This window comes from Hydrogenophaga sp. 5NK40-0174 (genome assembly GCF_040372165.1).
In the GTDB taxonomy this organism is placed as follows: Bacteria; Pseudomonadota; Gammaproteobacteria; order Burkholderiales; family Burkholderiaceae_C; genus Hydrogenophaga.
The window spans coordinates 352,211-377,285 of sequence record NZ_BAABWG010000003.1 but is presented as its reverse complement, the minus strand read 5'-3'; the positions used below and the strand labels follow the sequence as shown (position 1 = coordinate 377,285).

23 protein-coding genes are annotated in these 25,075 nt (G+C 62.0%); 15 read left to right on the top strand and 8 right to left on the bottom strand.

Annotated features, from left to right (window positions below; genetic code table 11):
- Nucleotides 1–42 precede the first annotated feature (42 nt).
- Nucleotides 43–843 carry a gamma-glutamyl-gamma-aminobutyrate hydrolase family protein gene (locus tag ABWV89_RS11265; protein WP_353396678.1) on the bottom strand — a complete coding sequence of 267 codons (801 nt, stop codon included), beginning with the start codon at nt 841–843 and terminating at the stop codon, nt 43–45.
- A gap of 75 nt (nt 844–918) precedes the next feature.
- Here ABWV89_RS11265 and ABWV89_RS11260 point away from each other — a divergent pair, with 75 nt between their 5' ends.
- Nucleotides 919–1,410, top strand: coding sequence for a hypothetical protein (locus ABWV89_RS11260; protein WP_353396676.1), 492 nt, complete (start codon nt 919–921; stop codon nt 1,408–1,410).
- 68 nt (nt 1,411–1,478) lie between these two features.
- On the opposite strand, the gene ABWV89_RS11255 is transcribed toward ABWV89_RS11260, so the two are convergent.
- The 6 genes from ABWV89_RS11255 to ABWV89_RS11230 all read right to left on the bottom strand — a co-directional run bounded on the left by ABWV89_RS11255 (nt 1,479) and on the right by ABWV89_RS11230 (nt 10,343).
- Nucleotides 1,479–2,153 (bottom strand): hypothetical protein, encoded by a 675-nt coding sequence (locus ABWV89_RS11255; RefSeq protein ID WP_353396674.1) that lies wholly within the window; start codon nt 2,151–2,153, stop codon nt 1,479–1,481.
- Between the two features lie 247 nt (nt 2,154–2,400).
- Nucleotides 2,401–3,816 (bottom strand): sigma-54-dependent transcriptional regulator, encoded by a 1,416-nt coding sequence (locus ABWV89_RS11250; RefSeq protein ID WP_353396672.1) that lies wholly within the window; start codon nt 3,814–3,816, stop codon nt 2,401–2,403.
- 34 nt (nt 3,817–3,850) lie between these two features.
- Entirely contained in the window at nt 3,851–5,203 is a 1,353-nt protein-coding gene (locus ABWV89_RS11245; protein WP_353396670.1) for a sensor histidine kinase, read from the bottom strand.
- A gap of 360 nt (nt 5,204–5,563) precedes the next feature.
- On the bottom strand, nt 5,564–6,877 hold the full coding sequence (locus tag ABWV89_RS11240; protein ID WP_353396668.1) for an NAD(P)/FAD-dependent oxidoreductase: 1,314 nt from the start codon (nt 6,875–6,877) through the stop codon (nt 5,564–5,566).
- A gap of 51 nt (nt 6,878–6,928) precedes the next feature.
- Nucleotides 6,929–7,852 (bottom strand): agmatinase, encoded by a 924-nt coding sequence (gene speB / locus ABWV89_RS11235; protein ID WP_353396666.1) that lies wholly within the window; start codon nt 7,850–7,852, stop codon nt 6,929–6,931.
- 154 nt (nt 7,853–8,006) lie between these two features.
- On the bottom strand, nt 8,007–10,343 hold the full coding sequence (locus tag ABWV89_RS11230) for a heavy metal translocating P-type ATPase (protein ID WP_502903195.1): 2,337 nt from the start codon (nt 10,341–10,343) through the stop codon (nt 8,007–8,009).
- A 201-nt stretch (nt 10,344–10,544) separates the two neighbouring features.
- Here ABWV89_RS11230 and ABWV89_RS11225 point away from each other — a divergent pair, with 201 nt between their 5' ends.
- The 6 genes from ABWV89_RS11225 to ABWV89_RS11200 all read left to right on the top strand — a co-directional run bounded on the left by ABWV89_RS11225 (nt 10,545) and on the right by ABWV89_RS11200 (nt 17,451).
- Entirely contained in the window at nt 10,545–10,745 is a 201-nt protein-coding gene (locus ABWV89_RS11225) for a cation transporter (protein WP_353396663.1), read from the top strand.
- Nucleotides 10,742–11,224, top strand: a complete 483-nt coding sequence (gene cueR, locus ABWV89_RS11220) for a Cu(I)-responsive transcriptional regulator (RefSeq protein ID WP_353396661.1) — start codon at nt 10,742–10,744, stop codon at nt 11,222–11,224. The genes ABWV89_RS11225 and cueR overlap by 4 nt, the downstream gene beginning before the upstream one ends.
- 195 nt (nt 11,225–11,419) lie before the next feature.
- Nucleotides 11,420–12,289, top strand: coding sequence for a Spy/CpxP family protein refolding chaperone (locus tag ABWV89_RS11215; RefSeq protein WP_353396658.1), 870 nt, complete (start codon nt 11,420–11,422; stop codon nt 12,287–12,289).
- 95 nt (nt 12,290–12,384) lie between these two features.
- Nucleotides 12,385–13,611, top strand: a complete 1,227-nt coding sequence (gene ubiM, locus ABWV89_RS11210) for a 5-demethoxyubiquinol-8 5-hydroxylase UbiM (protein ID WP_353396655.1) — start codon at nt 12,385–12,387, stop codon at nt 13,609–13,611.
- Nucleotides 13,612–13,749: 138 nt separating this feature from the next.
- Nucleotides 13,750–14,676, top strand: a complete 927-nt coding sequence (locus ABWV89_RS11205; RefSeq protein WP_353396654.1) for a histone deacetylase family protein — start codon at nt 13,750–13,752, stop codon at nt 14,674–14,676.
- A gap of 108 nt (nt 14,677–14,784) precedes the next feature.
- The gene (locus ABWV89_RS11200; RefSeq protein ID WP_353396652.1) at nt 14,785–17,451 is read left to right on the top strand and encodes a bifunctional acetate--CoA ligase family protein/GNAT family N-acetyltransferase; all 2,667 of its coding nucleotides are present in this window, start codon (nt 14,785–14,787) and stop codon (nt 17,449–17,451) included.
- A 364-nt stretch (nt 17,452–17,815) separates the two neighbouring features.
- On the opposite strand, the gene ABWV89_RS11195 is transcribed toward ABWV89_RS11200, so the two are convergent.
- On the bottom strand, nt 17,816–18,736 hold the full coding sequence (locus ABWV89_RS11195; RefSeq protein ID WP_353396650.1) for a prenyltransferase: 921 nt from the start codon (nt 18,734–18,736) through the stop codon (nt 17,816–17,818).
- 192 nt (nt 18,737–18,928) lie between these two features.
- Between ABWV89_RS11195 and minC the strand changes: the two genes are divergently transcribed.
- The 8 genes from minC to ABWV89_RS11155 all read left to right on the top strand — a co-directional run bounded on the left by minC (nt 18,929) and on the right by ABWV89_RS11155 (nt 25,065).
- Complete coding sequence (gene minC / locus ABWV89_RS11190) at nt 18,929–19,726, top strand: septum site-determining protein MinC (RefSeq protein ID WP_353396649.1); 798 nt, start codon at nt 18,929–18,931, stop codon at nt 19,724–19,726.
- Nucleotides 19,727–19,821: 95 nt separating this feature from the next.
- Entirely contained in the window at nt 19,822–20,646 is an 825-nt protein-coding gene (gene minD, locus ABWV89_RS11185) for a septum site-determining protein MinD (protein WP_353396648.1), read from the top strand.
- A 3-nt stretch (nt 20,647–20,649) separates the two neighbouring features.
- Nucleotides 20,650–20,910 carry a cell division topological specificity factor MinE gene (minE, locus tag ABWV89_RS11180; protein WP_353396646.1) on the top strand — a complete coding sequence of 87 codons (261 nt, stop codon included), beginning with the start codon at nt 20,650–20,652 and terminating at the stop codon, nt 20,908–20,910.
- Between the two features lie 120 nt (nt 20,911–21,030).
- On the top strand, nt 21,031–21,474 hold the full coding sequence (locus ABWV89_RS11175; RefSeq protein WP_353396644.1) for an acyl-CoA thioesterase: 444 nt from the start codon (nt 21,031–21,033) through the stop codon (nt 21,472–21,474).
- Nucleotides 21,475–21,537: 63 nt separating this feature from the next.
- A complete protein-coding gene (locus ABWV89_RS11170; protein WP_353396641.1) occupies nt 21,538–23,238 on the top strand; it encodes an ABC1 kinase family protein in 1,701 nt (566 codons plus the stop codon).
- A gap of 185 nt (nt 23,239–23,423) precedes the next feature.
- Nucleotides 23,424–23,723 carry a hypothetical protein gene (locus ABWV89_RS11165; protein WP_353396639.1) on the top strand — a complete coding sequence of 100 codons (300 nt, stop codon included), beginning with the start codon at nt 23,424–23,426 and terminating at the stop codon, nt 23,721–23,723.
- A 517-nt stretch (nt 23,724–24,240) separates the two neighbouring features.
- Nucleotides 24,241–24,501 (top strand): translation initiation factor IF-1, encoded by a 261-nt coding sequence (infA, locus tag ABWV89_RS11160; RefSeq protein ID WP_353396637.1) that lies wholly within the window; start codon nt 24,241–24,243, stop codon nt 24,499–24,501.
- Between the two features lie 153 nt (nt 24,502–24,654).
- Entirely contained in the window at nt 24,655–25,065 is a 411-nt protein-coding gene (locus ABWV89_RS11155) for a MerR family transcriptional regulator (RefSeq protein WP_353396635.1), read from the top strand.
- Nucleotides 25,066–25,075 lie beyond the last annotated feature (10 nt).

Here is a 25,075-nt window from a genome sequence, read left to right as displayed (position 1 = left end):
AGATGGAGATGTGAGAGGGTTGTCTGCGTCGTGCGACGCCACTCAGTCGCGGCAATGGCGCTCCAGATCCATGTGCTGCAGGCGCGCGCTGTAGCGCTGTCGGCAAGCCTTGCCAAACGCATGGAAGATGGCCAGGTAGAAAGGGTTCTCCGTGCAGCGCCACTCGGGGTGAAACTGCACGGCATAGGCAAAGGTGCTGGCGTTTTTGAGACCCACGGCCTCGATCTGTCCGTCCGGTGCATGGGCCAACGCTTCAAGGCTGTCGGCCAGACGGTCGATCCCCTGCCCATGCAGCGAATTGACCATGACCTCCGGACCACCAGCCCATTGCTCGAACACACTGCCCGGTGCCACACGAATGGCGTGCGCCAGTCCGTACTGCTCGTCAAATGGTGCGCCCTTGGGCTCCCGATGATCCATGCGCCCGGGCACATCCTGCACCTGCTGATAAAGCGAGCCGCCCAGGGCAACATTGATCTCCTGGAAGCCACGGCAAATGCCCAGCAGCGGCACGCCCATGCGAACGCAAGCCCGCACCAGCGCGAGGGTCAGTGCATCACGTGCCGTGTCAAGGGGCAAGGAAGGGTCGGTGACCTCCTGCCCAAAGTGCGACGGGTGCACGTTGGCGTGCGAACCCGTGAGCATGACGCCGTCCACCATGGACAGCAGGTGTTCGACCTGATGAGCATCCGCCAGTGGAAACATCACTGGTTGTGCCTCCACACCATCCCGCACGGCACGGGCATATTTGTCGCCGAGTACAAGAAACGGCATCTGGTGGTCATGGTCGCCCAGCAGCTTATGGTCGGCAGGCAGCCATACCATGCAAGGCGAGGATTTCATGCGAGCTCCGGACAGATTGATTTAGCATCATTGAATCACAAACCGGCCCTTTTTGCCGTCGACCGCCTGCTGCCCATGAAAAAAATATTGCTGTCCCTTCTTGGCCTGTTGCTGGCCTTCTACGTCCATGGTCTGTATGTCTTTTCTGCCGGGCAGATCGAGGGCAGCGTCAACGAGATGGTGCAGGCCGGGCTTGACGGCAAGCTCTCCGTCTGCCGCAACCTCGGTGGTCAGACCCGGCTCGATATCACGGTGGTCCACCCCTTTGGCGAAACCCGCATGGAGGGCGATCGCTATGAAGACGCTTGCGGCAAGCTGCAAGGCGCCAGCCTGGCCATTTCGAAGCTGGGCATGCGCGTGCGACACGACATGGAAGTCGTCAGCATCGAACGCGCTGGCTTGCCCTGGACACAGGCACGAGCAGACCTGCGCCACGACGTCAGCGTCGAAATGCCCATGGGGCTGATGGTCAGGGGCGATGCCGGCAGCGACATCACGCTTCGCCGCGGGTTCACCGGGCCGGTGATCACACGCATTCGCCTGCGCCTGACACTCGCCGAACTCTGAGCGAACAAAAAAGCCGGTACCTTGCGGCACCGGCTTTGAACTCACCTGGTCAGAACAGGTGGCTTGGCTCAGGTGTGGTTGGGACCGTGATCGCTCATTTCACCACTGGACGGATTGTGATGATTCGGGCCATCGTCGGTTCCGCGACCCTGACGGGTATGACCTGGGCCGTCATCGGCGCCTCGGCCACGACGAACATGGCCTGGGCCGTCGTCTGTTCCACGGCCCTGGCGGGTGTGACCCGGGCCATCGTCGGCTCCTCGGCCACGGCGGCCACCGTCGCTGTTGCTGGAGCCACCACTGCTGCTGCCGCCGCTGGAGCTCGACGACGAACCGCCAGAGGATGAAGAGCCGCCCGAAGAGGAGCCGCCACTATCGCCGCCGCTGGAGCCGGACGACGAACCGGAGGAAGAGCTCGAGCCGGAACTGGAGCTGGAGCTGGAGCTGGAGCTGGAGCTGGAGCTGGAGCTGGAGCCACTGTCGCTGCGGCCACCGCGGCCACGGCCTCGGCCTTTTCCGCTGTCTCCACCGCTGGAGCTGCTGCTGCCGGAATCGCCACCGCGACCACGGCCACGGCGCGCCAGGACTTGCACGGGCTCCTCGCTCGCCTGCAGCTGGGTCGGCAGCGCCGACAGGGTCGACATGTCAATGGTATGGCTGGTCGCCGCCACGGCAACATGGCTGGCACCCCAGGCCAAGGCAGCAGCTGCCAGGACGGTCATTTTGCGAACAGATGCGTTCATGGGTTTCTCCTTTGATGGTCGTTTGAACTGCAATCACTGGAATGCCTGCATCACTCGCAGTGGCGTTCCATGCCTGATTCAGAGCAGTCCTTGTGCCAACCAGGAGAAAACCAATTAAGTCGTTGAATTCATTGACTTTTTCAGGGAAACAATTTGTTCTCGGGATTGGGGGGAACTGGGGTATTTCCCCCAATCCTCCCCCAGGTTCTGGGGATCTCCCCCACCCACGGGCTAGCGCAGACAGGCGTCAGGCCGTGGGCTTGAGATCATATTTGTCGATGCGGTAGCGCAAGGTATCGCGAGAGATGCCCAGTGCCCGGGCGGCCTGAGTCACGTTCCAGCGATGCTGCGTGAGCGCCTGCTCCAGCATCTGGCGCTCCGCATCGGGCAGGCTGGCCTGGCCACCGAAGCCTGTTGTTGCCGCCGGGGCTGCGCCATGACGGGCATCCGGCGGCACGGCCGGTGCAGCCGGAAGGTTCAAGTCCGAAACGCCCACTTCCGGCGAGGCACACAGAATCACGCTCTGCTCCACCACGTTGCTCAGCTCCCGTACATTGCCGGGCCAGGCATAGGCGGCCAGTGCATCCAGCGCTTCCCTGGACCAGCGCAGGTCCGGCTTTCCGTACCGGCGGGCCGTCCGGGCCAGAAACACCTTGGCCAACTCCACCACATCACCTTCGCGTGCGCGCAGGGGAGGCAGGTCAATGCGCAAGGCACCGAGGCGGAAGAACAGGTCCCCACGGAACGTCCCGGCCTGCACCATGGCTTCCAGTGGCCGGTTGGTCGCGGCCACCACCCTCACATCCACCTCCTGATCACGCACACTGCCCAGGCGTCGCACGCGACGGTCTTCCAGCAGCTTGAGCAATTTGGCTTGTGTGGCCAGCTCCAGCTCGCCCACCTCGTCGAGAAACAGGGTGCCCCCGTCAGCGGCCTCGACCAGGCCGATACGGCGTTCCTTGGCATCGGTGAAGGCACCGCGCTCATGGCCGAAGAGCTCACTCTCGACCAGCTGCGATGGCAGGCTCGCACAGTTGATTTCCACAAACGGCCCTTCACTGCGCGGACCATCGAAATGAAGCGAACGCGCCACCAGCTCTTTGCCGGTCCCGGTCTCGCCATGGATGAGTACCGCCGCAGGAGCACCCTGGGTCAGTCGCCGGTCAGCGTCCACCAGCTGCGCCAATCGGTGCCGCATCTGCTTCATTGCCGAAGAGCTGCCCAGCAAGGCGGCGCTTCCTTTCGTCGCGCTGGCACCTGCGGACTGGGCCCGCAAATGACGCAGTTCACTTGCCTGGCGTTGCTGCTGCACCGCCCGATCGAGCACCTGTTTGAGCTGATGCAGCGACACAGGCTTGATCAGGTAGTCGAATGCTCCGAGCTTCATGGCGTCTACCGCCACCTGTTCGCTGCCGTGGCCGGTCACCATCACCACCGGCAACTGCGCGTCCCTCGCGCGCAACTCCTCCAGCACCGACAACCCCGTCTTGCCTGGCAGGTTGTGGTCCAGCACCACCACGTCCGGTCGCACCTCATCGACCATCATCAGGCCTTCTTCCCCACTGCCGGCGGCCTGGCACTCCAGCTCATGGCGCTGGAGGTACAGCATCATGTTGCGGGCCAGCAGGGGCTCATCCTCAATGATCAGTGCGGTGTAGTTCATGCTCTGCGGTGATGCGTGTGTTCGATGCCAGTGGTCAGGTGCGAACCTTGTTGCCAGCGATGGGCAGGCTCAGCTCTGCCTGCGTGCCCTCACCAAGCTGGCTGCGCAGGCGCAGACTGCCCCCGAGCCGCTCCAGGGTCCGGCGCGCCAGCGGCAAGCCGACACCCAGGCCGGTTCGCTTGGTGGTATGAAACGGCACAAAGACCCGCTGCAAGTCTTCAGCCGACATCCCCACGCCCGTGTCTGCAATGACGACGCGCAGGGCCTTGCCCTGCCGGCTGGCAGAGATGCGCAATTTCCCGCCTTCCGGCATGGCATCAATGGCGTTCGCAATCAGGTTGTCCATGGCCTGCTCCAGCGCGGGCGCATCGGCCAGCACCAGTGGCAAAGGGGAAGGCCATTCGCAGGTCAGTACCACGTTCAATGACCTCATGCGGGCCTTGTAGGGCGTGAGCAGGTTGTCCGTGAGCTCCCGCACATCGACCGGCGTCAGGTCGCGGCCACCCTGCTGCGCATAGGCCAGCAGCTTGCTGATCCATGACTGCAGGCGATCGACCTCACTCATGATGTCGTCAGCCTGCGGCTTCTCCGGACCCATGGAAATGAGCTCGGCGCTGGAGCGAATGGATGCCAGCGGATTGCGAAGGCCGTGTGCCACGGCAGACGCCATGTCGCCGACGGCCACCAGGGACTCATTGGCCACAATGGTGCGCTGCTGGCGCGCAATCTGGCGGTCGGCCATCATGACCAGCCAGACCAGTGCGCCGTAGATGAGCAGACCGCTGAACGCACAGGCCAGCCAGACGCCGCGGGTCAGTTCATGAATCGACTGGATCAGGCGCTGCGGTCGCATGTACAGCTCAGCCACGCCCACCACCGACAAGGCCTCGTTGCGAACCGGTATATAGACCTCGATCGCATCCCGAGCGTCATCAGGAATGAACGCGTGCTCCGGCTTGATGAAGTTCACCGTTTCCAGGAGCTCGCTCTCCACCGCCAGCTCCCCCTCCAGGGCCTCTTCCAGCTCATGGTTGTCGCCTGCGCTCTCGCCGATGGCTGAGCGGTTGGTCGACCAGATCAGCTTGTGGGAAGGGTCATACACATTGGCATGAACCAGGCCGGGCATTCGGCCCAGTTCCCCGAACAGCATTTCCATGCCGGCCACATCGCTCTGGTCCGAGAAGAACCGGTCGCCCCTGTGCATGCGGACCAGGCTGTCGACAAACTCCTGGGCCAGTTCGGCATTGCGCATGATCATGCGCTCCGAGACGGTCCTGGACAACCAGGTCGCACTGCCCGAGGCCGTGACCAGCACGCACAGCAAACTCAGCACCGCAAAGCGGCGGGTCCAGAACATGGGCTGTTTGGTGCCCAACAAGCTGCGCATGGTCGGTTTCACAACAGATCCCGGAAGAAAGGGCAGTACCAAAGGCCTGATGACGCCAGCCATGAAAGAAACAAAGATCGAAGACATTCTAGGCCGCCCTGCGAAACTGGGGCATATGCCCCAACACCCCCCAACACGGGGGATATCCCCCAGTTGGCCCCATACCGGAACAGAGGTGCCGCCGCGATGCACACCACCCACCTCCTCCGGAAAAGCTGTGTGTTCACGCCTTGTTACAAGCAATTGCGGGCAGATCCTGACAAATGGCAGCCCGACCTTGGCACGTTGGCAAGCAACACACAGCGGGAATGGCGCAAGGTTCGCGCCAAAGCGCCGCCCACCACCAGATGGGGCACAGGATCAGCCCACCATGTCCTTGAGGCGATACCAGAGCATGCCCAGAGCCAGGCTGGGGGTGCGCAGCCATTGCCCCCCGGGGAACGGGCGATGCTTCAGGCGGGCAAACAGATCAAAACGCTCGGCCTGACCGGCCACCGCTTCCGCCACCATCTGGCCGGCCAGACCTGTGAGAGCCACGCCATGACCACTGAAGCCTTGCAGGTAGTACAGGTTGTGACCAAGGCGGCCAAAGTCCGGTGCCCGGTTCATGCTGATGCCGACAAAGCCCCCCCACACATAAGGCACATCGACATTGGCCAGGGCAGGAAAGATCCTGCCCATGCGCCGTTGCATGATTTCCTTGAGGCGCGGGGGCGTCATGGTGGTGTAGCTCACACGCCCCCCGAACAGCATGCGATGGTCTGCGCTGAACCGGAAATAATCCAGCACGAAGTTGTTGTCGCACACAGCGGCATTGCCCTTGATCAGGTCGGCGCACACCGTAGGGTTGAGTGACTCGGTGCCAATGATGTAGGTACCCACCGGCATGATGCGCGAGGCCAGATCCGGGGCCACCGCCGGACCGTACTCAGGCAGCAGGCAGTTGCCCGCCAGCACGCCAAATTTCGCCTTCACCTCACCCGAGCGGGTCCGGACCACGAGCGTCTCGCCACGCTCCAGCGCAGTCACCGCCGATTGCTCGAACACTTGCACACCTGCAGCCTCGGCGGCCCGCTGCAGGCCCAGCGCGTACTTGAGCGGATGCAGGTGCCCCGAGCGGCTCTCGCGCGCGGCGGCCACATAGCGGGAGGTGTTGATCATCTCCCGCACGGCGGCTCCCTCAGCCACCTCACAGGCGACACCCATGCGCTCCATCCAGCGTGCGTCCTCAATCACGCCCTTGGCCTTGCGGGTACTGTCCGCCACATGCAAATACCCGCTGGCCCAATCGCAGTCGATGTTGTACTGTGCCCTGCGACGGTGAATCAGATCGAGCGCTTCGATGGACAAATTCCAGGCGACACGCGCATCGGCCTCGCCCAGTTGCTGCTCAAATGGCTCCTGTCCGCTGGCATATCCCACGATGGCCTGGCCACCGTTGCGACCACTGGCGCCGCTGCCGACGCGGTCAGCCTCCAGCAACGCAACGGACATACCGCGCTCTGCCAACTCCAGAGCAGCACTCAGCCCCGCAAATCCACCACCAATCACCACAGCGTCCACCGACAGGCTTCCCTGGAGCGCCTGGCGCTCGGGCGGGCGCTCGACGCTGGCCTCGTAGTAGCTCTGGCGGTTGAGCTGGGTATCGGAAGCGATCAGGGAACGACGAAACATGCCTGCACAATCGAAATCAAACGCTGGCGCCAAGGGGTGGGGTATGGGCCGTCACCGACGGGCCACCTGGGCACAGAGATAGGTCCAGACAAAGGTGGCTGCGGCCAGCGTGGTGAGCTCGCCATGGTCATAGGCTGGCGCGACTTCCACGCAGTCCATGCCGATCCAGTTGAGATCGGCCAGGTCTTCAAGCAAGGTGAGCACCTGCGAGCTGGTCATGCCACCAGGCTCCGGTGTGCCGGTCCCTGGCGCAAAGGCCGGGTCCAGGCAATCGATGTCCAGCGTGAGGTAGCACGGGCGCTTGCCGATGCGGCGACGAATGGACTGCACCACCTCGGCCAGCCCGATCCCGTCCCGACCTCGCAGATCGCGGGCACCGAAAATCTGACCGCCCTGATCGGCCACATATTCGCGCGCAGCCCTCTCCCCGCTCGATCGAATGCCGATCTGAACCGTATGGGCTGCACTCACCAGCCCTTCCTCCAGTGCCTCGTACACCCAGGTGCCATGACCCGATGGCTCGCCGAAGTGGTCTGTCCAGGTATCGCAGTGGGCATCGAAATGCACCAGGGCCAACGGCTCGTCCTGCCCGTAAACCTGCCTGGCCGCGCGCAACAGCGCCAGCGTCACCGAATGGTCGCCGCCGAGAAACACACAATGGTGCTGCTGCATGAAAGCCAGGGCCTGCGCCTCGATGCTGGCACGCACATCCGGCAGGGGCGAGGCATTGGGCAAATTCATGTCGGCCCCATCCCCAAGATGCCCGACTGGCGAGACATTGAACAAAGGATGGATGCCGTCACAAAGCAACAGGCTGGCCGAGCGGATGGCCGACGGGCCAAAGCGCGCGCCAGGGCGGTTGGTGACAGCGCCGTCGAACGGCACTCCGACCACTGCCAGCGGCTGATCGGTCAGGGCCTCAACGGCCAGGAAACCCGTGCTGTGATTGGCGTATGGAAAGCGTCCGTGGGCCATGCTTGCATCCATGTGCCGGCAGCGCAAAGCCTGCCCGGCCAGGGTGGAGGGGAGAAGGATCGGAAAAGACCGGAAAAAGAGTTGTCAATCGACGATCGTCTGATCAGACCATCATACCCGTCGGCGCCAGGGCAAGTGGGTCATTCCCCGTTGTTCACGCCTTGGGTTTCCACCATTTGAGCAGCAGGGCATTGGTCACCACGCTCACTGAGCTCAGGGCCATCGCAGCCCCCGCCATCACCGGGCTCAGATAGCCCATCGCCGCCAGTGGAATGCCTGCCGCGTTGTAGATGAAGGCCCAGAAAAGGTTCTGCCGGATCTTGGCCACCGTCTTGCGGGAGATGTCCAGCGCTGCCCCCACCATGGCGGGGTCGCCGCGCATGAGTGTGATGCCCGCCGCGTGCATGGCCACATCCGATCCGCCGCCCTTCACATGGCTCATGGCAATGCCCACATCGGCAGCCGCCAGCGCGGGAGCATCGTTGACCCCATCGCCCACCATCGCCACGCCATGGCCACCCGCCTGCTGCCTGAGTTGGCGAACCACCGCCGCCTTGTCGGCTGGCAACACCTCGGCAATGACTTCACCACCTTCTTCCGGTTTGCCAGCCTTCAGTCCCAGGCGCTGACCCATGCCATGTGCAGCTGCTTCGTTGTCGCCCGAGACCATGACCAGCTTCATGCCGCGACTGCGCAGCTCGCGCAAGGCACGCAAGGCTGTCGGCTTGGGCTCGTCGCCAAAGGCCAGTACAGCCAGTGCCGCCCAGGCCGATGCATCCTTGTCCTTTGTGGTCTGCGTTGCCAGTACCGACACCGTGGCACCCGCTGCCAGCTGCTCCTGCACCACCGCAGCCAGCGCACCGGGCTGTACATTGAGCTCTTCCATCCAGCGCAAACTGCCCAGCACCAGATTCGCGCCATTGACGGTGCCTCGGGTGCCTCGGCCCGGAACAGACTGAACATCCAGCGCCTGCGACGCATCAACAGACACGCCCTTGGCCTGCGCCGCTTCCAGCACTGCTCGGGCAAGCGGGTGGGAGCTCTGGGCCTGCAAGGCCGCCGCAGCCTTGAGCACAGCTTCTTCATCCACGCCCTTGGTCGCTTCAATGACCAACAGACGAGGATGCCCTTCAGTCAGGGTACCGGTCTTGTCGAACGCAACCGTGCCCACCTTCCAGGCGTTTTCCAGGGCCTGCGCATCCTTGATGAGAATGCCGTGTTTCGCCGCCACCCCGGTCCCGGCCATGATGGCTGCGGGCGTGGCCAGCCCCAACGCACAGGGACAGGCAATGACCAGCACGGAGACCATGCGCAACAGCGAGGTTTCCACGCCGGCATCGTGCGTCCACCACCAGATGAACGTGCCCAGAGCCACCACCAGCACGGCAGGCACAAACACTGCGGCCACCTTGTCCACGAGACGCTGCACAGGCGCCTTTTTTGCCTGAGCGTCCTGCACCATCTCGATGATTTGCGCCAGCACACTCTGAGCGCCCACTGCACCTACCCTGACCTGAACCGTGCCGTCGCCGTTGAGCGATCCCCCGGTCACCACATCGCCCTCTGCCTTGTCAACCGGCATGGACTCGCCAGTGAGCATGGATTCATCCGCTTGCGTGCTTCCGCTGACAAGCGTGCCATCGGCCGGGAAACGCTCACCTGCCCGCACCTGAATGGTGTCCCCGGCCAACAGCTCGTCCACCGGAACGTCCGAAGCTTCAGTCCTTCGCACGCCGTCAGGCAAGAGATGTGCCACTTCCGGCCGCAGCGACTGTAACGCGCGGATGGCGTCGGTGGTCTGGCGACGGGCACGTGTCTCCAGCCACTTGCCCAGCATCACCAGTGCAATGACGACCGCTGAACCCTCGTAATACAGATGCGGCATCACACCTTCTTCGGCGCTCAACCACAACCATGTCGACATGGCCCAGCCCGCCGTCGTCCCGATCGCTACGAGCAGCTCCATGTTGCCGGTCATGGCTTTGACAGCCGACCAGCCAGCCTTGTAGAAGCGCCAACCGATGATGAACTGGACAGGTGTGGCGAGCAGGAACTGCATCCAGGCGGGCAGCATCCACTGCATGCCCATCACCATCGGCAACACCAGCGGGGCAGAAAGCACGAGCGCAGCCAGCACCGGCACAAAGTCGCGCGGCAGTCCCATCCAGCGCTCAGCCAGATCCGCGTCAGCGGCCTCGGGTGAGCGGGGCTCATAACCAGCATCACGTACCGCCCGCTTCATCAAGCCGATCTTGATAGGCGTGACTGCTCCTTCGACGGTGATACGGGCAGATTCGGTGGCCAGATTGACGGTGGCCTCCTTCACGCCTTCCTGCTTCTTGAGCACACGCTCGACGCGGGAGACGCAGGAAGCACATGTCATCCCGCCAATGTTCAGATCGATATGCGACATCGCCTCGTCCGGGGCAGGAGCGGCACTGGAGGCTTCCAGTTCCTGAGGCGCCTTGGGCGCAGTGACTGAAGTGTTCATAGCTCAGAGCATAAGCTTTCCCTCCGTGGGAAGGTCAAGCCACAAGGTGTATCGGATGCAGGGACAAAAAGGTCTTCGGGCACTCTTCTTGACCTTGACATCATGGGAAGGTTCAAAATGGAGGCATTGTCGGCCAATCAGCGGAAAAGGAAAGCCGGCCCAATCATTCCCATAGCATCGCACCAGAACAGGAGTTTTTCCATGAGCAACATCACCCTCAACGTTGAAGGCATAACCTGTGGCCACTGCGAGAAGGCTGTGCAAACTGCCATCAAGGTGCTCGATCCACAAGCCGAGGTGGTCATCGACCGCGCGCAGAACAAGGTCGAAGTCACCTCTTCCCAATCGAGAGAAGCCATTGCGGCCGCGATTGAGGAAGAAGGCTATACGGTTGCCGCATGACCGAATCCAAGCCGGCGAGTGCCGGCCTTGAGGAGTCCCTCTCCGGTGCGGTCCAGTCACAGGACTGGCCGGTCAGCATTGGTGTGGCTGCCCGGCTTAGTGGCGTCTCAGCCAAGATGCTGCGCCACTACGAATCACTGGGGCTACTTGGCAGCGTCACCCGGAGCGGCAACAACTACCGCCAGTACAGCGAGTCCGACGTCCACACGCTGCGCTTCATCCGGCGCGCACGCGACATGGGCTTCAGTCTGGAGGCCATCGAAGAACTCGTCGGCCTGTGGCACAACCGTCGGCGCAACAGTGCCAGCGTCAAGCGCATCGCTCAGAAACACCACGACGACCTGGCACAGCGCATCGAGGCGCTCCAGTCCATGCAGCGCAGCCTGCACAGTTTGCTGTGCCTGTGCCCAGGCGACGAGCGCCCCGATTGCCCCATTCTTGACGATCTGGAAAACGCCGAGTCAAGCAAGCCGTCCTGATCTTGCAGCTGCGCCCAACCAGGGTCTCGGGTACAAAACTTTACAAACCGGCGATGCAGCCCCATCAAACAGATACATGGGCTTGCCACACTGACTGCCATGGCGAAAGGCAATGCAGCCGATCCAGCCACCCCAAGTGCAAACCGGCCGACCGATCCACCGATCCGACAGCCGACAGACAGCAGGAGTCCAGAAATGACATCACCATCCCGTTCACACACCACCACCCGCTCGATCTTCCGCCGCAGCGTCATCGCACTCGCACTGGCCGGTGTGGCCGCAGGCACCGCCCTGGCCGCTTCCATGGCTTCTCCAGGCGCGTCCGGGACCACAAGCAGCATTGAGCCCGTCCTCGTGGCCCAGCACATGGCCCAGCGCAGCTGGATCACCGCCCAGAACACGGCAGCCGCCGACATGATGCTGGCCCGTGCAGACTCTTCTCGTGGTGGCAATGGCCCGGGTGCAGCCCCCATGACTCAGGAACAACACCAGGCGCGCATGGAAGAGCGTTTCAAGCGTCACGAAGCCCGCCGCACCGAACGCCTCAACGCGCTCAAGACAGAACTGAAAATCACAGCCGAGCAGGAAGCCGCCTGGCTGGCCTTTGTCAATCGCACCGCGCCCGACACTGCCGGGATGAAAGAGCGCATGGCCCAACGCGAAGACTGGCAAAAGCTCACCACGCCAGAACGCATCGACCGCATGCAAGCCATGCATGCCGAACACCAGGCCACCATGAACAAGCACATGGACGCCATCAAGAGTCTGTATGCAGCCCTCTCCCCCGAGCAACAAAAGGTCTTTGACGACAAAGGCATGCGCGGCATCATGGGTGGCAAACACATGGGTATGGGTCACGGCAAGGCCGGACATCATGGGCACCACAAGATGCATGGCGAGCATCACCAACGCCGGCACGGCCACCACCATGATGGTGGTCGCCATCACGGCAAGCAGGGCCATCATGGTGACCAGTGCGATGGAAAAGCAAGGGGAAACCGGATGGACCCCAACAGTCCGGCCGTCCCTGAAGCTCCGGAGGATCAGTCGCCAGCCAAGAGCTGATCGGCTGCCCGCAACCAGCGGTTTCGATCTCAGCAAAAGGGGCTTGACGCAGGTCAAGCCCCTTTTTCCATGGGCGGCATAGAGTCAGTGCCACCATGGATCTGGACATCATCATTGTCGGCGCAGGCCCTGCAGGCCTTTGCCTCGCACGTGCGCTGCGCCCGACCGGACTGCGCGTCATGCTGCTGGAACAGCAACCGGAAACGTCTCTGGCGGAACCGGCATTCGACGGTCGGGAAATCGCGTTGACGCACCACAGCCGCCAGCTCATGGCAGAGCTAGGTCTGTGGTCTCACATCGATCCTGCCCACATCTCACCTTTGAAAGATGCCTTGGTCCTTGACGGCAAACCAGGCCCCACACAAGCGCGCATGCGCATCAGTCATGACGATGCCAGGCACCAGCCAGGCGAGCTGGGGTATCTGATCAGCAATCAGCACATTCGACGTGCCGCCTTTCTGGCTGCCATGGTCGATGGTGAAGATGACAGTTTCGGTCCACCACCTGCGCTGCGCTGCAATGCCAAGGTGAGCGCCGTCCAGGTCACCGCCGAGAAGGCCACGGTCACGCTGGACAGCAGCGAAGCGCTGACTGCCCGACTGCTGGTAGCCGCTGACAGTCGCCATTCGTCCACACGTCGTTCAATGGGCATCTCAGCCGATTTGCACGACTATGGCCGCACCATGCTGGTCTGCGCGATGACGCACGAGCAAGACCATGAACACACGGCCTGGGAGTGGTTCGACCATGGCCAGACCCTGGCCTTGCTGCCCATGAACCCTTGTCCGGAAACGGGCCTGCATCGATCCTCGGTCGTGCTCACCCTTCCGCACCAGGACATAGAGGCCTTGCTGCAAACGGACGAGCTGGCATTCAACACCGAAATGGGTGGCCGCTTTGCGCATCAGCTCGGAAACATGCGGCTGGTCAGCACACGACATGCGTATCCACTGGTGGGCGTCTGGCCACACCGTCTGGTGTCCACGCGCTTCGCAGCCGTGGGCGATGCAGCCGTCGGTATGCACCCCGTCACGGCTCACGGTTTCAATCTGGGTCTGCGCAGCATTGAAGCGCTCTCCGAGATAATCCGTCGACAGGTCGCATGCACTCAGGACATCGCCGATACGTCTGCCTTGCAACGCTATCAGCGCACCCACCAGAGCGCCAGCCGGGGCATCTACATGGCCACCCACGCCCTGGCCATGCTCTACACCCGGGACGTCGGTCCGGCACGCGTACTGCGCCAGGCATTGATCGGTCTCGGGGAGAGACTGCCACCTTTCAAACGGGCTGTTGCAGCCTCTCTGACTGGCCTGCACTGAGCCGCTGGCCAGCAACAATCGAACTGCAATTGTTTGCAATCAGCGGCACAAGCCTCTGGATGTTGCGCTGCATCAAGCCCAAAATGGGTGTTTCGACCTAGATTGAATTGATCCATAGCCAGCCACGGAGACTCGCACTTGCTCAGCGCCTTCATCACCCACGCCGATTGCGCCCGCCACGAAATGGGGCCGCACCACCCCGAATGCCCTGAGCGCCTGGGCGCCATCAACGACCAGCTGCTCATGGCCGGTCTGCTCGACTACATGTCGCAGCACGACGCACCCCTGGCCACCGAAGAGCAACTCTCGCGTGCGCACAACGCTCTGTATGTGCGGGAGATGTTCACCTCTTCTCCTGCAGAGGGATATCACCAGATCGATCCGGACACCTGCATGAACCCGCACACACTCACGGCCGCACAACGGGCAGCAGGTGCAGCGGTTCTGGCCACGGATCTGGTCATCAAAGGTGAAGTGCCCAATGCATTTTGCTGCGTCCGTCCGCCAGGCCACCATGCCGAGCGCGCCGCCGCCATGGGTTTTTGCTTCTTCAACAACGCCGCTGTCGGCATCCGCCATGCGCTGGACGTTCACGGCCTCGAACGTGTGGCACTGATCGATTTCGACGTCCACCACGGCAACGGCAGCGAAGACATCTTCCACGGTGACGAACGTGTGCTGATGTGCTCCACCTTTGAAACGGGTCTCTACCCCTTCAATGGCGACATCCCCAAGGGACCCAACATGGTCAACATCGGCCTGGCCACACGCTCCCTGGGAGACAAGTTTCGAGAAGCCGTGACCAACACCTGGCTGCCGGCCCTCGAGAGATTCGAGCCCCAGATGATCTTCATCTCGGCAGGCTTTGACGGCCACCGTGAAGACGACATGGGCAATCTCGGCCTGGTCGAAGCCGACTATGCATGGGTGACTCAGCAATTGCTCAATGTGGCCGATAAACATGCGAAGGGACGCATTGTTTCCTGTCTGGAGGGCGGCTATGTGCTCAGCCCGCTGGCCCGTAGCGTTGCGGCTCACGTCAAGGTGCTGATCGGCGCAGACTGATCAGCATCGGCCTGTGCACTCCGCACAGACCCTCGTCTTTCACACGCTGTACACAAAAAACAGGGAACCTGATCCTTCCGTCCACCCGGGAAAAGGTCGGTACAACACATGGACAAACACTATCTCACCCCACTGTTCCAGCCCGAGACCATCGCGGTCTTCGTGGGCAAGCACAAGAACCGGGAAAACCTCTCGCCAGTGGCCCAGCATCTGCTGGACAACCTGACGACACAACGATTCGCCGGAAATCTTGTCTTTCTTGACATCGAGACCACCGGCACACTGGCCGATCTGGCCCAGACCCGCGCTGACCTGGCCATCATTGCCTTGCCTGAAGACCAGGCCATAGACGCACTGGAAGTGGCTGGCCGCATCAAGTGCAAGGCTGCCATGGTGATCGGACATGGCACCAGTGCCGAAACTGCCGCCCGCATGCACAAAGTGGCCAAGCGCCATGGCATGCAGCTCGTGGGTCCGAACAGCCTGGGCATGCAACGCCCCCGGCTCGGACTCAATGCCAGCGTGACGGGCCAGCTCTCGGCACCGGGTTCACTCGCACTGGTATCGCAGTCGGGCGCACTCACCTCATCCATGCTGGACTGGGCGCACCAGAACAACGTCGGGTTCTCCACTGTTATCTCACTCGGTCCCAACACGGCCATCCGGATTGCGCAGGTGCTTGATTTCCTGGCCACCGATGCCCAGACCCACAGCATCGTCGTGTATCTGGAAGGCATTTCCAACTCACGCGCCTTCATGAGCGCCTTGCGTGCTGCGGCAAGCGTCAAACCCGTGGTGGTGCTCAAATCCGGCCGGCGCCCCGCAGGCAATGAAGCTGCGCAGACCCACAGCGGCGCTATTGTGGGCAGCGACGATGTGTTTGATGCCGCACTGCGCAGAGCCGGTGCTGTCCGGGTCGACTCCTTCGTCCAGCTATTCTCTGCGGCCAAATGCCTGGCTGCCCGCTACCGCCCTGTGGGCAAGCGTCTTTCCATCATCACCAACGGCGGTGGGCCTGGCGTGCTGGCAGCCGACTGGGCCAATGAGATCGGCCTGCAAATGGGCAAGCTCTCCGAGCAGAACCAGCAAGCCCTCAAAGCCGAGTTGCCGCCGCTGGCTTCTCTCTCCGACCTGGTGGATCTGTCAGAAGATGCCACTGGCGAGCACTACCGCAAAGCCATCGACACAGTAGGCCACCAGAGCGATATCGACGGCATGCTGGCCATCTATTCGCCCAAGGCGGGTACAGAGCCTCATGAGGTGGCCGAAGCCATTGCGGAAGTGGCACGCAAATCCGGCAAGCCCTTGCTGTGCTGCTGGATGGGCGACGCCACCGTGGGCCAAGCCCGCGAGGTGCTGGGCAAGGCCCAGATCCCGAGCTTTCGCACGCCTGAGGCCGCTGTGGGCGCCTTTGGCAACATCGCCAGCTTCTACCAGAACCAGCTCTTGCTGCAGCAGACGCCACCGCCGCTGTCTCAGCTGGAAACGCCGGACATCGAAGGTGCTCGCCTGATCATCGAGAACGTGCTCTCAGAGCGCCGCAAGGTACTCACCGAGATGGAATCCAAAGCGCTTCTGTCTGCGTTCCATGTCCCGGTCACCCAGACCATTCTGGCACGCACGCCCAACGAGGCGATGATGATCGCCACCCAACTGGGCTACCCGGTGGCACTGAAGATCGATTCGCCCGACATCAGCCACAAATCAGATGTCAACGGTGTGGCGCTCAACGTCATGAACGCCACCAGCGTACGTGACGTCTACCAGGCCATGATCGAAAACGTCAAACGCCTGGAACCCAATGCCCGCATCAACGGCATCACGATCCAGAAAATGGTGCGAAGCCGACGTGGGCGCGAGCTCTACATTGGCCTGAAGACCGATGATCCCTTCGGTCCGGTGATCGCTTTCGGCACCGGCGGCACCATGATCGAGCTGATCAACGATCAGGCCATGGAGCTACCCCCCCTCAACCAGTACCTCGCCCGGCAGCTCATGGACCGTTCTCGTGCGTCTGAGACCCTGGGTGACTGGCGGGGAGCCCCGGCCGTCGACCGGGAGGCGGTGGAGAAGGTCTTGCTGCGTGTCTCGGAGATGGTCTGCGAGCTGCCCCAGCTGCGCGAGATGGACATCAACCCCATCATCGTGGACGACCAGGGAGCCGTGGCCGTGGATGCCCGCATCGTGATCGACCAGACGCCGGCCTCGGCCCACGACTATGGCCACCTGGCCATCCTGCCCTACCCGGCCCGCTATGAGCAGACGTGGCCCATGCGTGGCGGCGGGGAATACACGATCCGGCCGATTCACCCCGACGATGCCCAGATGCTGCAAGACCTGGTGGCCAGCCTCTCGCCTGAGAGCCGCTACTTCCGCTTTGTCTCCGCCATGACCGAGCTGCCGCCTGTCATGCTCTCCAAGCTCACCCTGATCGACTACGACAGCGAGATGGCCCTGGTGGCCGTTCACAAGGATCGTCAGCCCGGTGGTACCGAGACCGAGCGCATCATTGGTGTCTCACGCTACATCACCAACCCCGACAAGACCAGTTGCGAGTTCTCACTGGTTGTGGCGGACGACTTCAGTGGCAAAGGCATTGGCTCGCGTCTGATGCTCAGCATCATGGAAGAAGCGCGAGACAAGGGACTGGACGAGATTGACGGATTGGTACTGGCCAACAACCCCGGCATGCTCAAGCTCATGCGCAGTCTGGGCTTTGAGGTCAAACCTTTCCCCGAGGATCCGGACTTCAAGCTGGTGACCCATCCGTTATGAAGCCTTGCAGATGGGTTCTCATGTTGATTCACCAGTAACTTCTGAACCAGGTTCAGCTCCTGGAAGACCGTTGCAACGTTATCCCTTGTATTCCTCCTGAATCTATTTTTTAAATTAGTAGGAATAGTAGAAGGCGGCCAATGTCTGTGGACAAGCCGCCTTTTTCTTTTGATATCAAAGACTTGGCCTGCGTAAAACACTGTTGAGAGAGCCCGTGAAGACTGCGTCCGGTTTTGGGGACAAAGCCAAGTCCATCCACCTGCCTGTGGACAACTGAAGGCTTGTGCCAAAGTTCTCCACAAGTTTGTTCAAGACCGCTTTTTGCCTCCGGATCTGCACAGGTGTCTTCTTCGGTATCCATGTCTCAATGTTGCGTGGCCAGCTGCCAGAATCCCCAGCTCATGGCCAAGCCATGGACGAGGGCCGCAGCGACAGTCAGCACCAGTGCAGGTCTGAGGCGTGACGGTTGCCGGCGATGGCGCAGCAGCCAGAAGGCCGCTGCCAGCGACAGGGGTGCCGATGCGAGTCCCCACAAAGCCTGCAGTGGCGGAATCTGCCACCAGGCACTCAGGGCCAGCCAGCCATGGGCAACTGTCACCAGCGCCAGGTACAGCACCGCACTGAGCTCAGGTCCCAGGCGAACCACCGTGGTTCGCTTGCCGACATTGCCGTCGGCCTTTGCATCGGGAAAACTGTTGATGAGCAACAACGCTGCGGCCAGCAAACCAAAGCTGAAGCCGGCACTGGCGGGAATCACAAAAAACTGGCGCCTTTGTACATAGTCAGCACCCACTATCACCATGAACCATACCAATGCGATGGTCAACTCGCCCGCGCCCCGACTCATGAGTTTGAGTGGCGGCGCAGAATAAGCCCAGGCCAGCACGACGCCGGCCAGCCCCAGCCAGAACACCCCGCCGCCAGTCTGGCTCACCAGCCAGAGGCCGCCCGCGATCAGTACCACCAGCAGGACCAGCGCCAGATCCCGGGTTTCCTTTTCGGACACGGCACCGGTCTGGATCAGATGGGCCCCGCCAGTGAATGGGCGAATGGCATCTCGATTGGCGGCATCTGCGCCATTGCGGGCGTCGTGGAAGTCGTTGAGCACATTGCCGGCGGCATGGGCCATGACTGCCAGAACCGTCGTGGCAATGGCCAGCCCCGTGTCCAGGCCACATCCACACGCTGCCGCTGTGGACGTGCCCAGGATGCAGGCCACCACGGTCAGCAGTAAAAACGGCGGCCGGGTCATCTTCAGCCAGAGCAAGGGCGTGGGTGTGGTCATGGCCCCCAGCTTAGCGTTGTGACAGCCCCGGTGCCTTGTCATCCGTCAGCCCGGACTTAACGTGTTCTGACAGGATTCACACCGGGACACCGGCAGGCTGCCGGTACAGGCTGCCCGGCTGGTAAACTGCGTCGGGTTCAATACTTGCGCTCGGGTGAGCCGGCGCCGGTGTTGTGGTTGCATTGAAAGCCCATGTCCACCATTCTCAGCGCCAGCGCGCCGACCACTTTCGAGATCAAGAGCGCCAACCTGCCCCTGGTGGCCTTGCTGCTCAAGTCCCCCGACCTCGAACAGCTCACCGAAGAGCTCAAGCAGCGATTCGGTGACATTCCCGACTTCTTTGACAACGATCCGCTTGTGATCGACCTGCGCCCGATGCAGGCCGACGATCAGGTTGCCGACCAAAGCGTGGATTTTGCTGCCTTGGTGGCTTTGCTTGAGGGTTTTCGCCTTCGGCCCATCGCGGTCAAGGGCGGAAACGAATCGCAGACCGCTGCGGCCGTGGCCTTGGGTTTGCTCGCATCTGACGATGTGCGTGTTCATACACCCAGAATCCAGGAGCCGGAGCCTGCCCCGCAAACGCCGGCACCCGCTGCGCCTGATCCTGAACCCGAAATGGCTGTGGATGTGCCAGAGACACCTCAAGGCGCGATGGTCATCGACAAGCCGTTGCGCTCTGGACAGCAAGTCTATGCCCGTGGGCGGGATCTGGTGGTCATGGCCATGGTCAACCCGGGTGCCGAGATCATTGCCGACGGACACATTCACGTTTATGCGCCGCTTCGCGGTCGGGCCATTGCTGGCGCCCGCGGCGATACCGACGCACGGATATTCGCACTGACCATGTCTCCCGAACTGATTTCGATCGCCGGCATCTACCGCACCAGCGAAACTCCCTTGCCCGACGATGTACAGGGCAAGACCGCGCAAGTTCGGCTTGAATGCAATGACTCAGGTGACCATCTTGTGATCCAGCCCCTGAATCCCTGACACTAGAGGTTCTGCAGTCCGCTGCCAGATCCGGAATCCCTTTTCCTTCTTCTCAATCCATTCATCTTCAAGATATCTGCACAGGAACGCATCACATGACCAAGATCGTTGTCGTCACCTCGGGCAAAGGCGGTGTGGGCAAGACCACGACCAGCGCCAGCTTTTCCACCGGTCTGGCCCTGCGCGGTCACAAAACTGCCGTGATCGATTTCGACGTCGGCCTGCGCAACCTGGACCTGATCATGGGCTGCGAGCGCCGCGTGGTCTATGACTTCATCAACGTCATCCAGGGCGAAGCCAACCTCAATCAGGCCCTCATCCGTGACAAGCAGGTCGAGAATCTCTACGTGCTCGCTGCCAGCCAGACGCGCGACAAGGACGCCCTCACGCAAGAAGGCGTGGAGAAGGTCCTCAAGGATCTGGCCGACATGGGCTTTGACTACATCGTCTGCGATTCGCCAGCCGGCATCGAAACCGGTGCACTCATGGCCATGCACTTCGCCGACGAAGCGCTGGTGGTGACCAACCCCGAAGTCTCCAGCGTGCGCGACTCCGACCGCATCCTCGGCATCCTCGGCATGCTGGGCAGCAAGACCAAGCGCGCAATGGAAGGCAAGGAGCCCATCAAGGAGCACCTGCTGATCACCCGCTACAACCCCAATCGTGTGGCCGATGGCCAGATGCTGGGTCTGGAAGACATCAAGGACATTCTGCGCATCGACCTGATCGGCGTGATCCCTGAAAGCCAGGACGTGCTGTCGGCGTCCAACCAGGGCTCGCCCGCCATCATGCTCAAGGGCACCGACGTTGCCGAAGCCTACACCGACGTGATTGACCGCTTCCTCGGTGCCGACAAGCCCTTGCGCTTCATCGATTCACAAAAACCAGGACTGCTCAAGCGCCTGTTCGGGGGGAAGTAAACCATGTCACTTCTCGGCTTTCTGCTGGGCGAGAAAAAGAAGACGGCCAGCGTCGCGAAGGAGCGGTTGCAAATCATCCTGGCGCATGAGCGTGCCGGGCGTGGTGCAGCCGAGCCCGACTATCTGCCAGCGTTGCAAAAAGAGCTGGTTGCCGTGATCGGCAAGTACATCAAGATCAACCCCGACGACATCAAGGTCCAGCTCGACCGCCAGGACGATCTGGAAGTGCTCGAGGTCAAGATAGAGTTGCCGGACCGGGCCTGAGCGATCCGGCCTCCTTGATGATCCAGCCTATGCCGTGTCGCTGAATCAGCGGCGCGGCCGCCGGGCGCCACCGTGCAGATCGCGGTCGCGCCCGGAATTGTTTGTGTACCACCTCAAGTCATGTCCCGCATCCAGTTCACGCTCCCTGAGCAATACGTTTTCTCCACCGACATCCAGATCTACATCAGCCATGTGAACCAGGGCGGCCACCTGGACAATGCGCAGTTGCTGACGCTGGTCTCGGAAGCACGGGTGCGATTCTTCAAGGCACTGGGCTGGCGTGAGTCGAGCGTGGAAGGGCTGGCGATTGTGGTGGGGGACATCGTCGCTCAGTACAAGTCCGAAGGCTTTCATGGTGAGACCATGCGGGTGCGCATGGTGCCCGATGATTTCAACCGCTACGGATTCGATCTGGTGTATTCCATGGATTGCCTGGACACCGCCCGCGAAGTGGCTCGCGGCAAGGTGGGCATCGTCTTCATCGATCCTGAGGCGCGTCGCCCTGCGCTCATTCCCAAGGTGTTTCACGAGCGCCTGGCCGAGCTGGAATTGCGCAGCTTCTGAGACCCGTCTCAGCGTTGTGCAGCCGCGCTTTCGGCCCTGAACGGCGCGGGCTATGATGCGCCCATGCTGATCGAAACCCTGGGTGCCGCCCGTGACATGGGCCGCCTCAACACCATTCTGGGCGTCCTGATCCGCCACGGCTTTGGCGACAGCGTTCGTCGCCTGGGTCTGGTGGACCAGCTCGAGCGCGCCGGCCACGTCATCAAATGGGACCACGCGGCCGATCTCGCCAGGCTTGAACCCCCCGTGCAGGTGCGTCTGGCCATTGAAGAGCTGGGTCCTACCTTTGTGAAGTTCGGCCAGATTCTGGCCGGCCGTGCCGATCTCTTCGGCCCTGAGTGGATCGCCGAATTTGAGAAGCTGCACAGCCATGTGCCCCCAGTGCCGCTCGAGCAATTGCGCGAACAGCTCAGGGAAGACCTGGGCGGTGAGCCGGAGACGGTCTTTGCACGGTTTGACCATGAACCGCTGGCGGCTGCCTCGATTGCGCAAGTCCATGGCGCTCAGCTCAAGGATGGCACCGAAGTGGTGGTGAAGGTTCGCCGCCCCGGCATTGCCGACGTGATCGATGCCGACCTGCGTTTGCTCGAGCGTCTGGCGAGTGTGATTGAAGAGGAAATGCCGCAATACAAGCCGTACCAGCCGCAGCAGCTGGTGCGCGAGCTGGCACGGTCGCTCCGGCGCGAGCTGGACCTGGCCAGTGAATGCCGCAACGCCGAACGCATTGCTGTCAACATGCAACCCCTGCCCTGGATCGTGGTGCCCAAGGTGCACTGGCAGTACACGCGTGAGCGCGTCAATGTGCAGGACCGCATCGACGGCATCCTGGGTCACGATCTCGACGCCATTGATGCCAGGGGACTCGATCGCCGCCTGCTTGCCCAGCGTGGCTCACAGGCCGTGCTCAAGATGATTGTGCAAGACGGCGTGTTCCATGCCGATCCGCATCCGGGCAATGTGTTCTATCTGGATGGCAACCGCATCGCCTTCATCGACTTCGGCATGGTGGGCAGCCTGTCACAGCGCCGGCGCGACGAGTTGCTCACCTTGCTGCTCGGCCTGGTCGAACGCGATGCCTCCTCGGTGGTGGACATCCTGCTCGACTGGACAGGTGACGATCACAATGTCAACTTTGCCTTGCTGGAAAGCGAGATCGAGACCTTCGTCGACCAGTACCATGGCGTGCCGCTGGCCAAACTCAGCCTGGGCCACATGCTCAGCGATGTGACGGCCATTCTGCGCGAACACAAGCTGGCACTGCCGTCCGACCTGGCCCTGCTCATCAAGGCTTTCATCACGCTCGAAGGCATGGGGCGTGCGCTGGAGCCAGAGTTTCACATGACGAGTGAGGCCATGCCCTTGCTCAAACAGGTGGTGCGCTCGCGCTACCAGCCCTCCACGCTGGGCAAGCGCACCTGGAAGACGCTGCGCCGTGCCCTGGTGGTGGCAGAGCAGCTTCCGCACGATGTCTCTCGCCTGCTGCGCAATGCGCGGCGTGGTCGGGTCCATGTCGGACTTGAGCTGGTGCACCTGAGACGCGTGGGCAACCAGATCAGCCGCGCCGCCAATCGGCTGGCCATGGCGCTCATCATTGCTGCCCTCATCATCGGCTCGTCCATCGTCATGACCGTGCAAGGGGGCCCCACCATGTTCGGCCTTCCGGCATTCGGTTTTCTGGGCTTCTCCGGCGCGGTGATTGGCGGCATCTGGCTGGTGCGATCGATCTGGCGCAGCTCGCATGACCGCGACCACAGCGATGACTGACTCGCTTGACGTTGCCAGGCCGTCTGTCGGCTGTGGAGTCGGCTGCGTCGGCGCGCGTTCCTGAACGCAACACCCGGTTTGTCAGGTAGAGCGGCAGTGGGCAGAATGATCGCTCAGCGACGGTGCGGCCAGTTACGGTCGGTCTCGATCCTGTACCGGGCCGCTGATGCCGCCGTCACATACCGATGAAGACCAACACGATCACCGTCCAGCCGAAGAACTACCGCCAGATTGCCTTGTGCGCCATCGAGCATGCCAGGCAGCCAGTGGTGCTGCTCAATGGCCGGCCGACAACCGACTTCTCCGAATCCGGGCCACTGACACAGCGCAACATTCTGGACGTGCGGGATTTTGAAGTTCGCGACGGACAGAACCCCATGCTGGGCTTCCACGACCATCCGGACCAGATGTGGGTGTGTACCGATTACGCAGCGCTGCTGGCGCAATGTGTGGAGCAGGGCTGGCTGTACCTGGACGAAGACTGATCTGAGCGCGTTCCCGCGGTGAATGCTCAAGCAGTCGTTGCACTGGTCAAAAATTGTGCAACGTGGTAAAATTGCTGATTGACCGCCAAGCGTTTCCAAGTTGCAGGCATATGAAACCATCTGCCCGCTTCCGCAGACAACTTCTGTGATCGGCTTGGCCTGAGCGTCACGTGCCTGCCAGACGTGTTCGCTAGCCTCTGAAATCGATTGTGTTGGGTCCCGGCGCCAGAGCGCCGTCGACAGTCGGCTGAGACAGTGCCATGTCACCGATCCACACACCATCCCCCGCTACCCGGGGGGACCAAAGACCCTCCGACCGGTCATTGGTTGCTGGAATTTTGTTGATTGCGTCGAGGGTCGAGCGTCGCACCCACGAATGTTGGGCGCGATGTGTCCGGGCCGGCTGCGCCAAGCGCGGCCGAGACGTCAGTGCATGTCATGAATGTGGGACATGATGCGCTGGCTGACGGATTCGACCTGGCTCGCTAACCCATCGCCACGAAAGGAACCATAGAACATGGCCAAGGAAGAACTGATTGACATGATGGGAGTGGTGGACGAAGTGTTGCCTGACACGCGTTTCCGCGTGACTCTGGACAACGGTCACCAACTGATTGCCTATTCTGCAGGCAAGATGAAAAAACACCGCATCCGTATCCTCGCGGGCGACCGTGTCTCGCTGGAGCTCTCGCCTTACGACCTGACCAAAGGTCGCATCAATTTCCGTCACCTCGAGCGTCGTGGCCCTGGCCCGGCCGGTGGTGGCAATCGCCGCTGAGATCAGCCGCACGCATTCGAAAAGGGGCCTCTTCCGGGGTCCCTTTTTTCATGGCTGGACACCTTGATTTGGCCGAAGAGCCGCACAAGTCCTGTCGCCGGCGCGACCGGTTTGCAAACCTCGGGCAGGACGAAGCTTGCTAACTTGGCGAGCATGAAGATTCAGACCTTTGCCGATGCCACGCGATTGTCGGTGCATGCGCTTCGGCACTACGAGGCGATGGGGCTGCTGGTACCTGCCCGCCTTTCCAACGGTTGGCGCGACTATGCACCTGCACAGGTCCGCGAGGGCGTATTCATTGCCATGTCTCGCGATGTCGGCTTCTCCTTGGCAGCGATTGCGCAGGTGCTGCCCCTGTATCGGCAGGGCGGCCTGTCGGTGGCAGACATGGTCGAGATGCTGGAGAAGCAGCAGAAGGTGGTGGATGAGCAGATTGCCACGCTGTCTGCACAACGACAGAAGCTGATCGATCACGCGCAGTGGCTAAACCGGCAAGCCTCAGGTGCCCCGAATCGCGGCTCTTCGCGCAAGCCATGGCCCGCAAGTCGCAAGAAACAGCGTTGAAGCCGCCTCC

Excerpts from the sequence above, each read along its gene's own strand:
- ABWV89_RS11265 (WP_353396678.1), bottom strand. The coding sequence starts at position 843 with ATGAAATCCTCGCCTTGCATGGTATGGCTGCCTGCCGACCATAAGCTG.
- ABWV89_RS11260 (WP_353396676.1), top strand. The coding sequence starts at position 919 with ATGAAAAAAATATTGCTGTCCCTTCTTGGCCTGTTGCTGGCCTTCTAC.
- ABWV89_RS11255 (WP_353396674.1), bottom strand. The coding sequence starts at position 2,153 with ATGAACGCATCTGTTCGCAAAATGACCGTCCTGGCAGCTGCTGCCTTG.
- ABWV89_RS11250 (WP_353396672.1), bottom strand. The coding sequence starts at position 3,816 with ATGAACTACACCGCACTGATCATTGAGGATGAGCCCCTGCTGGCCCGC.
- ABWV89_RS11245 (WP_353396670.1), bottom strand. The coding sequence starts at position 5,203 with ATGCGCAGCTTGTTGGGCACCAAACAGCCCATGTTCTGGACCCGCCGC.
- ABWV89_RS11240 (WP_353396668.1), bottom strand. The coding sequence starts at position 6,877 with ATGTTTCGTCGTTCCCTGATCGCTTCCGATACCCAGCTCAACCGCCAG.
- speB (WP_353396666.1), bottom strand. The coding sequence starts at position 7,852 with ATGGCCCACGGACGCTTTCCATACGCCAATCACAGCACGGGTTTCCTG.
- ABWV89_RS11230 (WP_502903195.1), bottom strand. The coding sequence starts at position 10,343 with ATGAACACTTCAGTCACTGCGCCCAAGGCGCCTCAGGAACTGGAAGCC.
- ABWV89_RS11225 (WP_353396663.1), top strand. The coding sequence starts at position 10,545 with ATGAGCAACATCACCCTCAACGTTGAAGGCATAACCTGTGGCCACTGC.
- cueR (WP_353396661.1), top strand. The coding sequence starts at position 10,742 with ATGACCGAATCCAAGCCGGCGAGTGCCGGCCTTGAGGAGTCCCTCTCC.
- ABWV89_RS11215 (WP_353396658.1), top strand. The coding sequence starts at position 11,420 with ATGACATCACCATCCCGTTCACACACCACCACCCGCTCGATCTTCCGC.
- ubiM (WP_353396655.1), top strand. The coding sequence starts at position 12,385 with ATGGATCTGGACATCATCATTGTCGGCGCAGGCCCTGCAGGCCTTTGC.
- ABWV89_RS11200 (WP_353396652.1), top strand. The coding sequence starts at position 14,785 with ATGGACAAACACTATCTCACCCCACTGTTCCAGCCCGAGACCATCGCG.
- ABWV89_RS11195 (WP_353396650.1), bottom strand. The coding sequence starts at position 18,736 with ATGACCACACCCACGCCCTTGCTCTGGCTGAAGATGACCCGGCCGCCG.
- minC (WP_353396649.1), top strand. The coding sequence starts at position 18,929 with ATGTCCACCATTCTCAGCGCCAGCGCGCCGACCACTTTCGAGATCAAG.
- minD (WP_353396648.1), top strand. The coding sequence starts at position 19,822 with ATGACCAAGATCGTTGTCGTCACCTCGGGCAAAGGCGGTGTGGGCAAG.
- minE (WP_353396646.1), top strand. The coding sequence starts at position 20,650 with ATGTCACTTCTCGGCTTTCTGCTGGGCGAGAAAAAGAAGACGGCCAGC.
- ABWV89_RS11175 (WP_353396644.1), top strand. The coding sequence starts at position 21,031 with ATGTCCCGCATCCAGTTCACGCTCCCTGAGCAATACGTTTTCTCCACC.
- ABWV89_RS11170 (WP_353396641.1), top strand. The coding sequence starts at position 21,538 with ATGCTGATCGAAACCCTGGGTGCCGCCCGTGACATGGGCCGCCTCAAC.
- ABWV89_RS11165 (WP_353396639.1), top strand. The coding sequence starts at position 23,424 with ATGAAGACCAACACGATCACCGTCCAGCCGAAGAACTACCGCCAGATT.
- infA (WP_353396637.1), top strand. The coding sequence starts at position 24,241 with ATGGCCAAGGAAGAACTGATTGACATGATGGGAGTGGTGGACGAAGTG.
- ABWV89_RS11155 (WP_353396635.1), top strand. The coding sequence starts at position 24,655 with ATGAAGATTCAGACCTTTGCCGATGCCACGCGATTGTCGGTGCATGCG.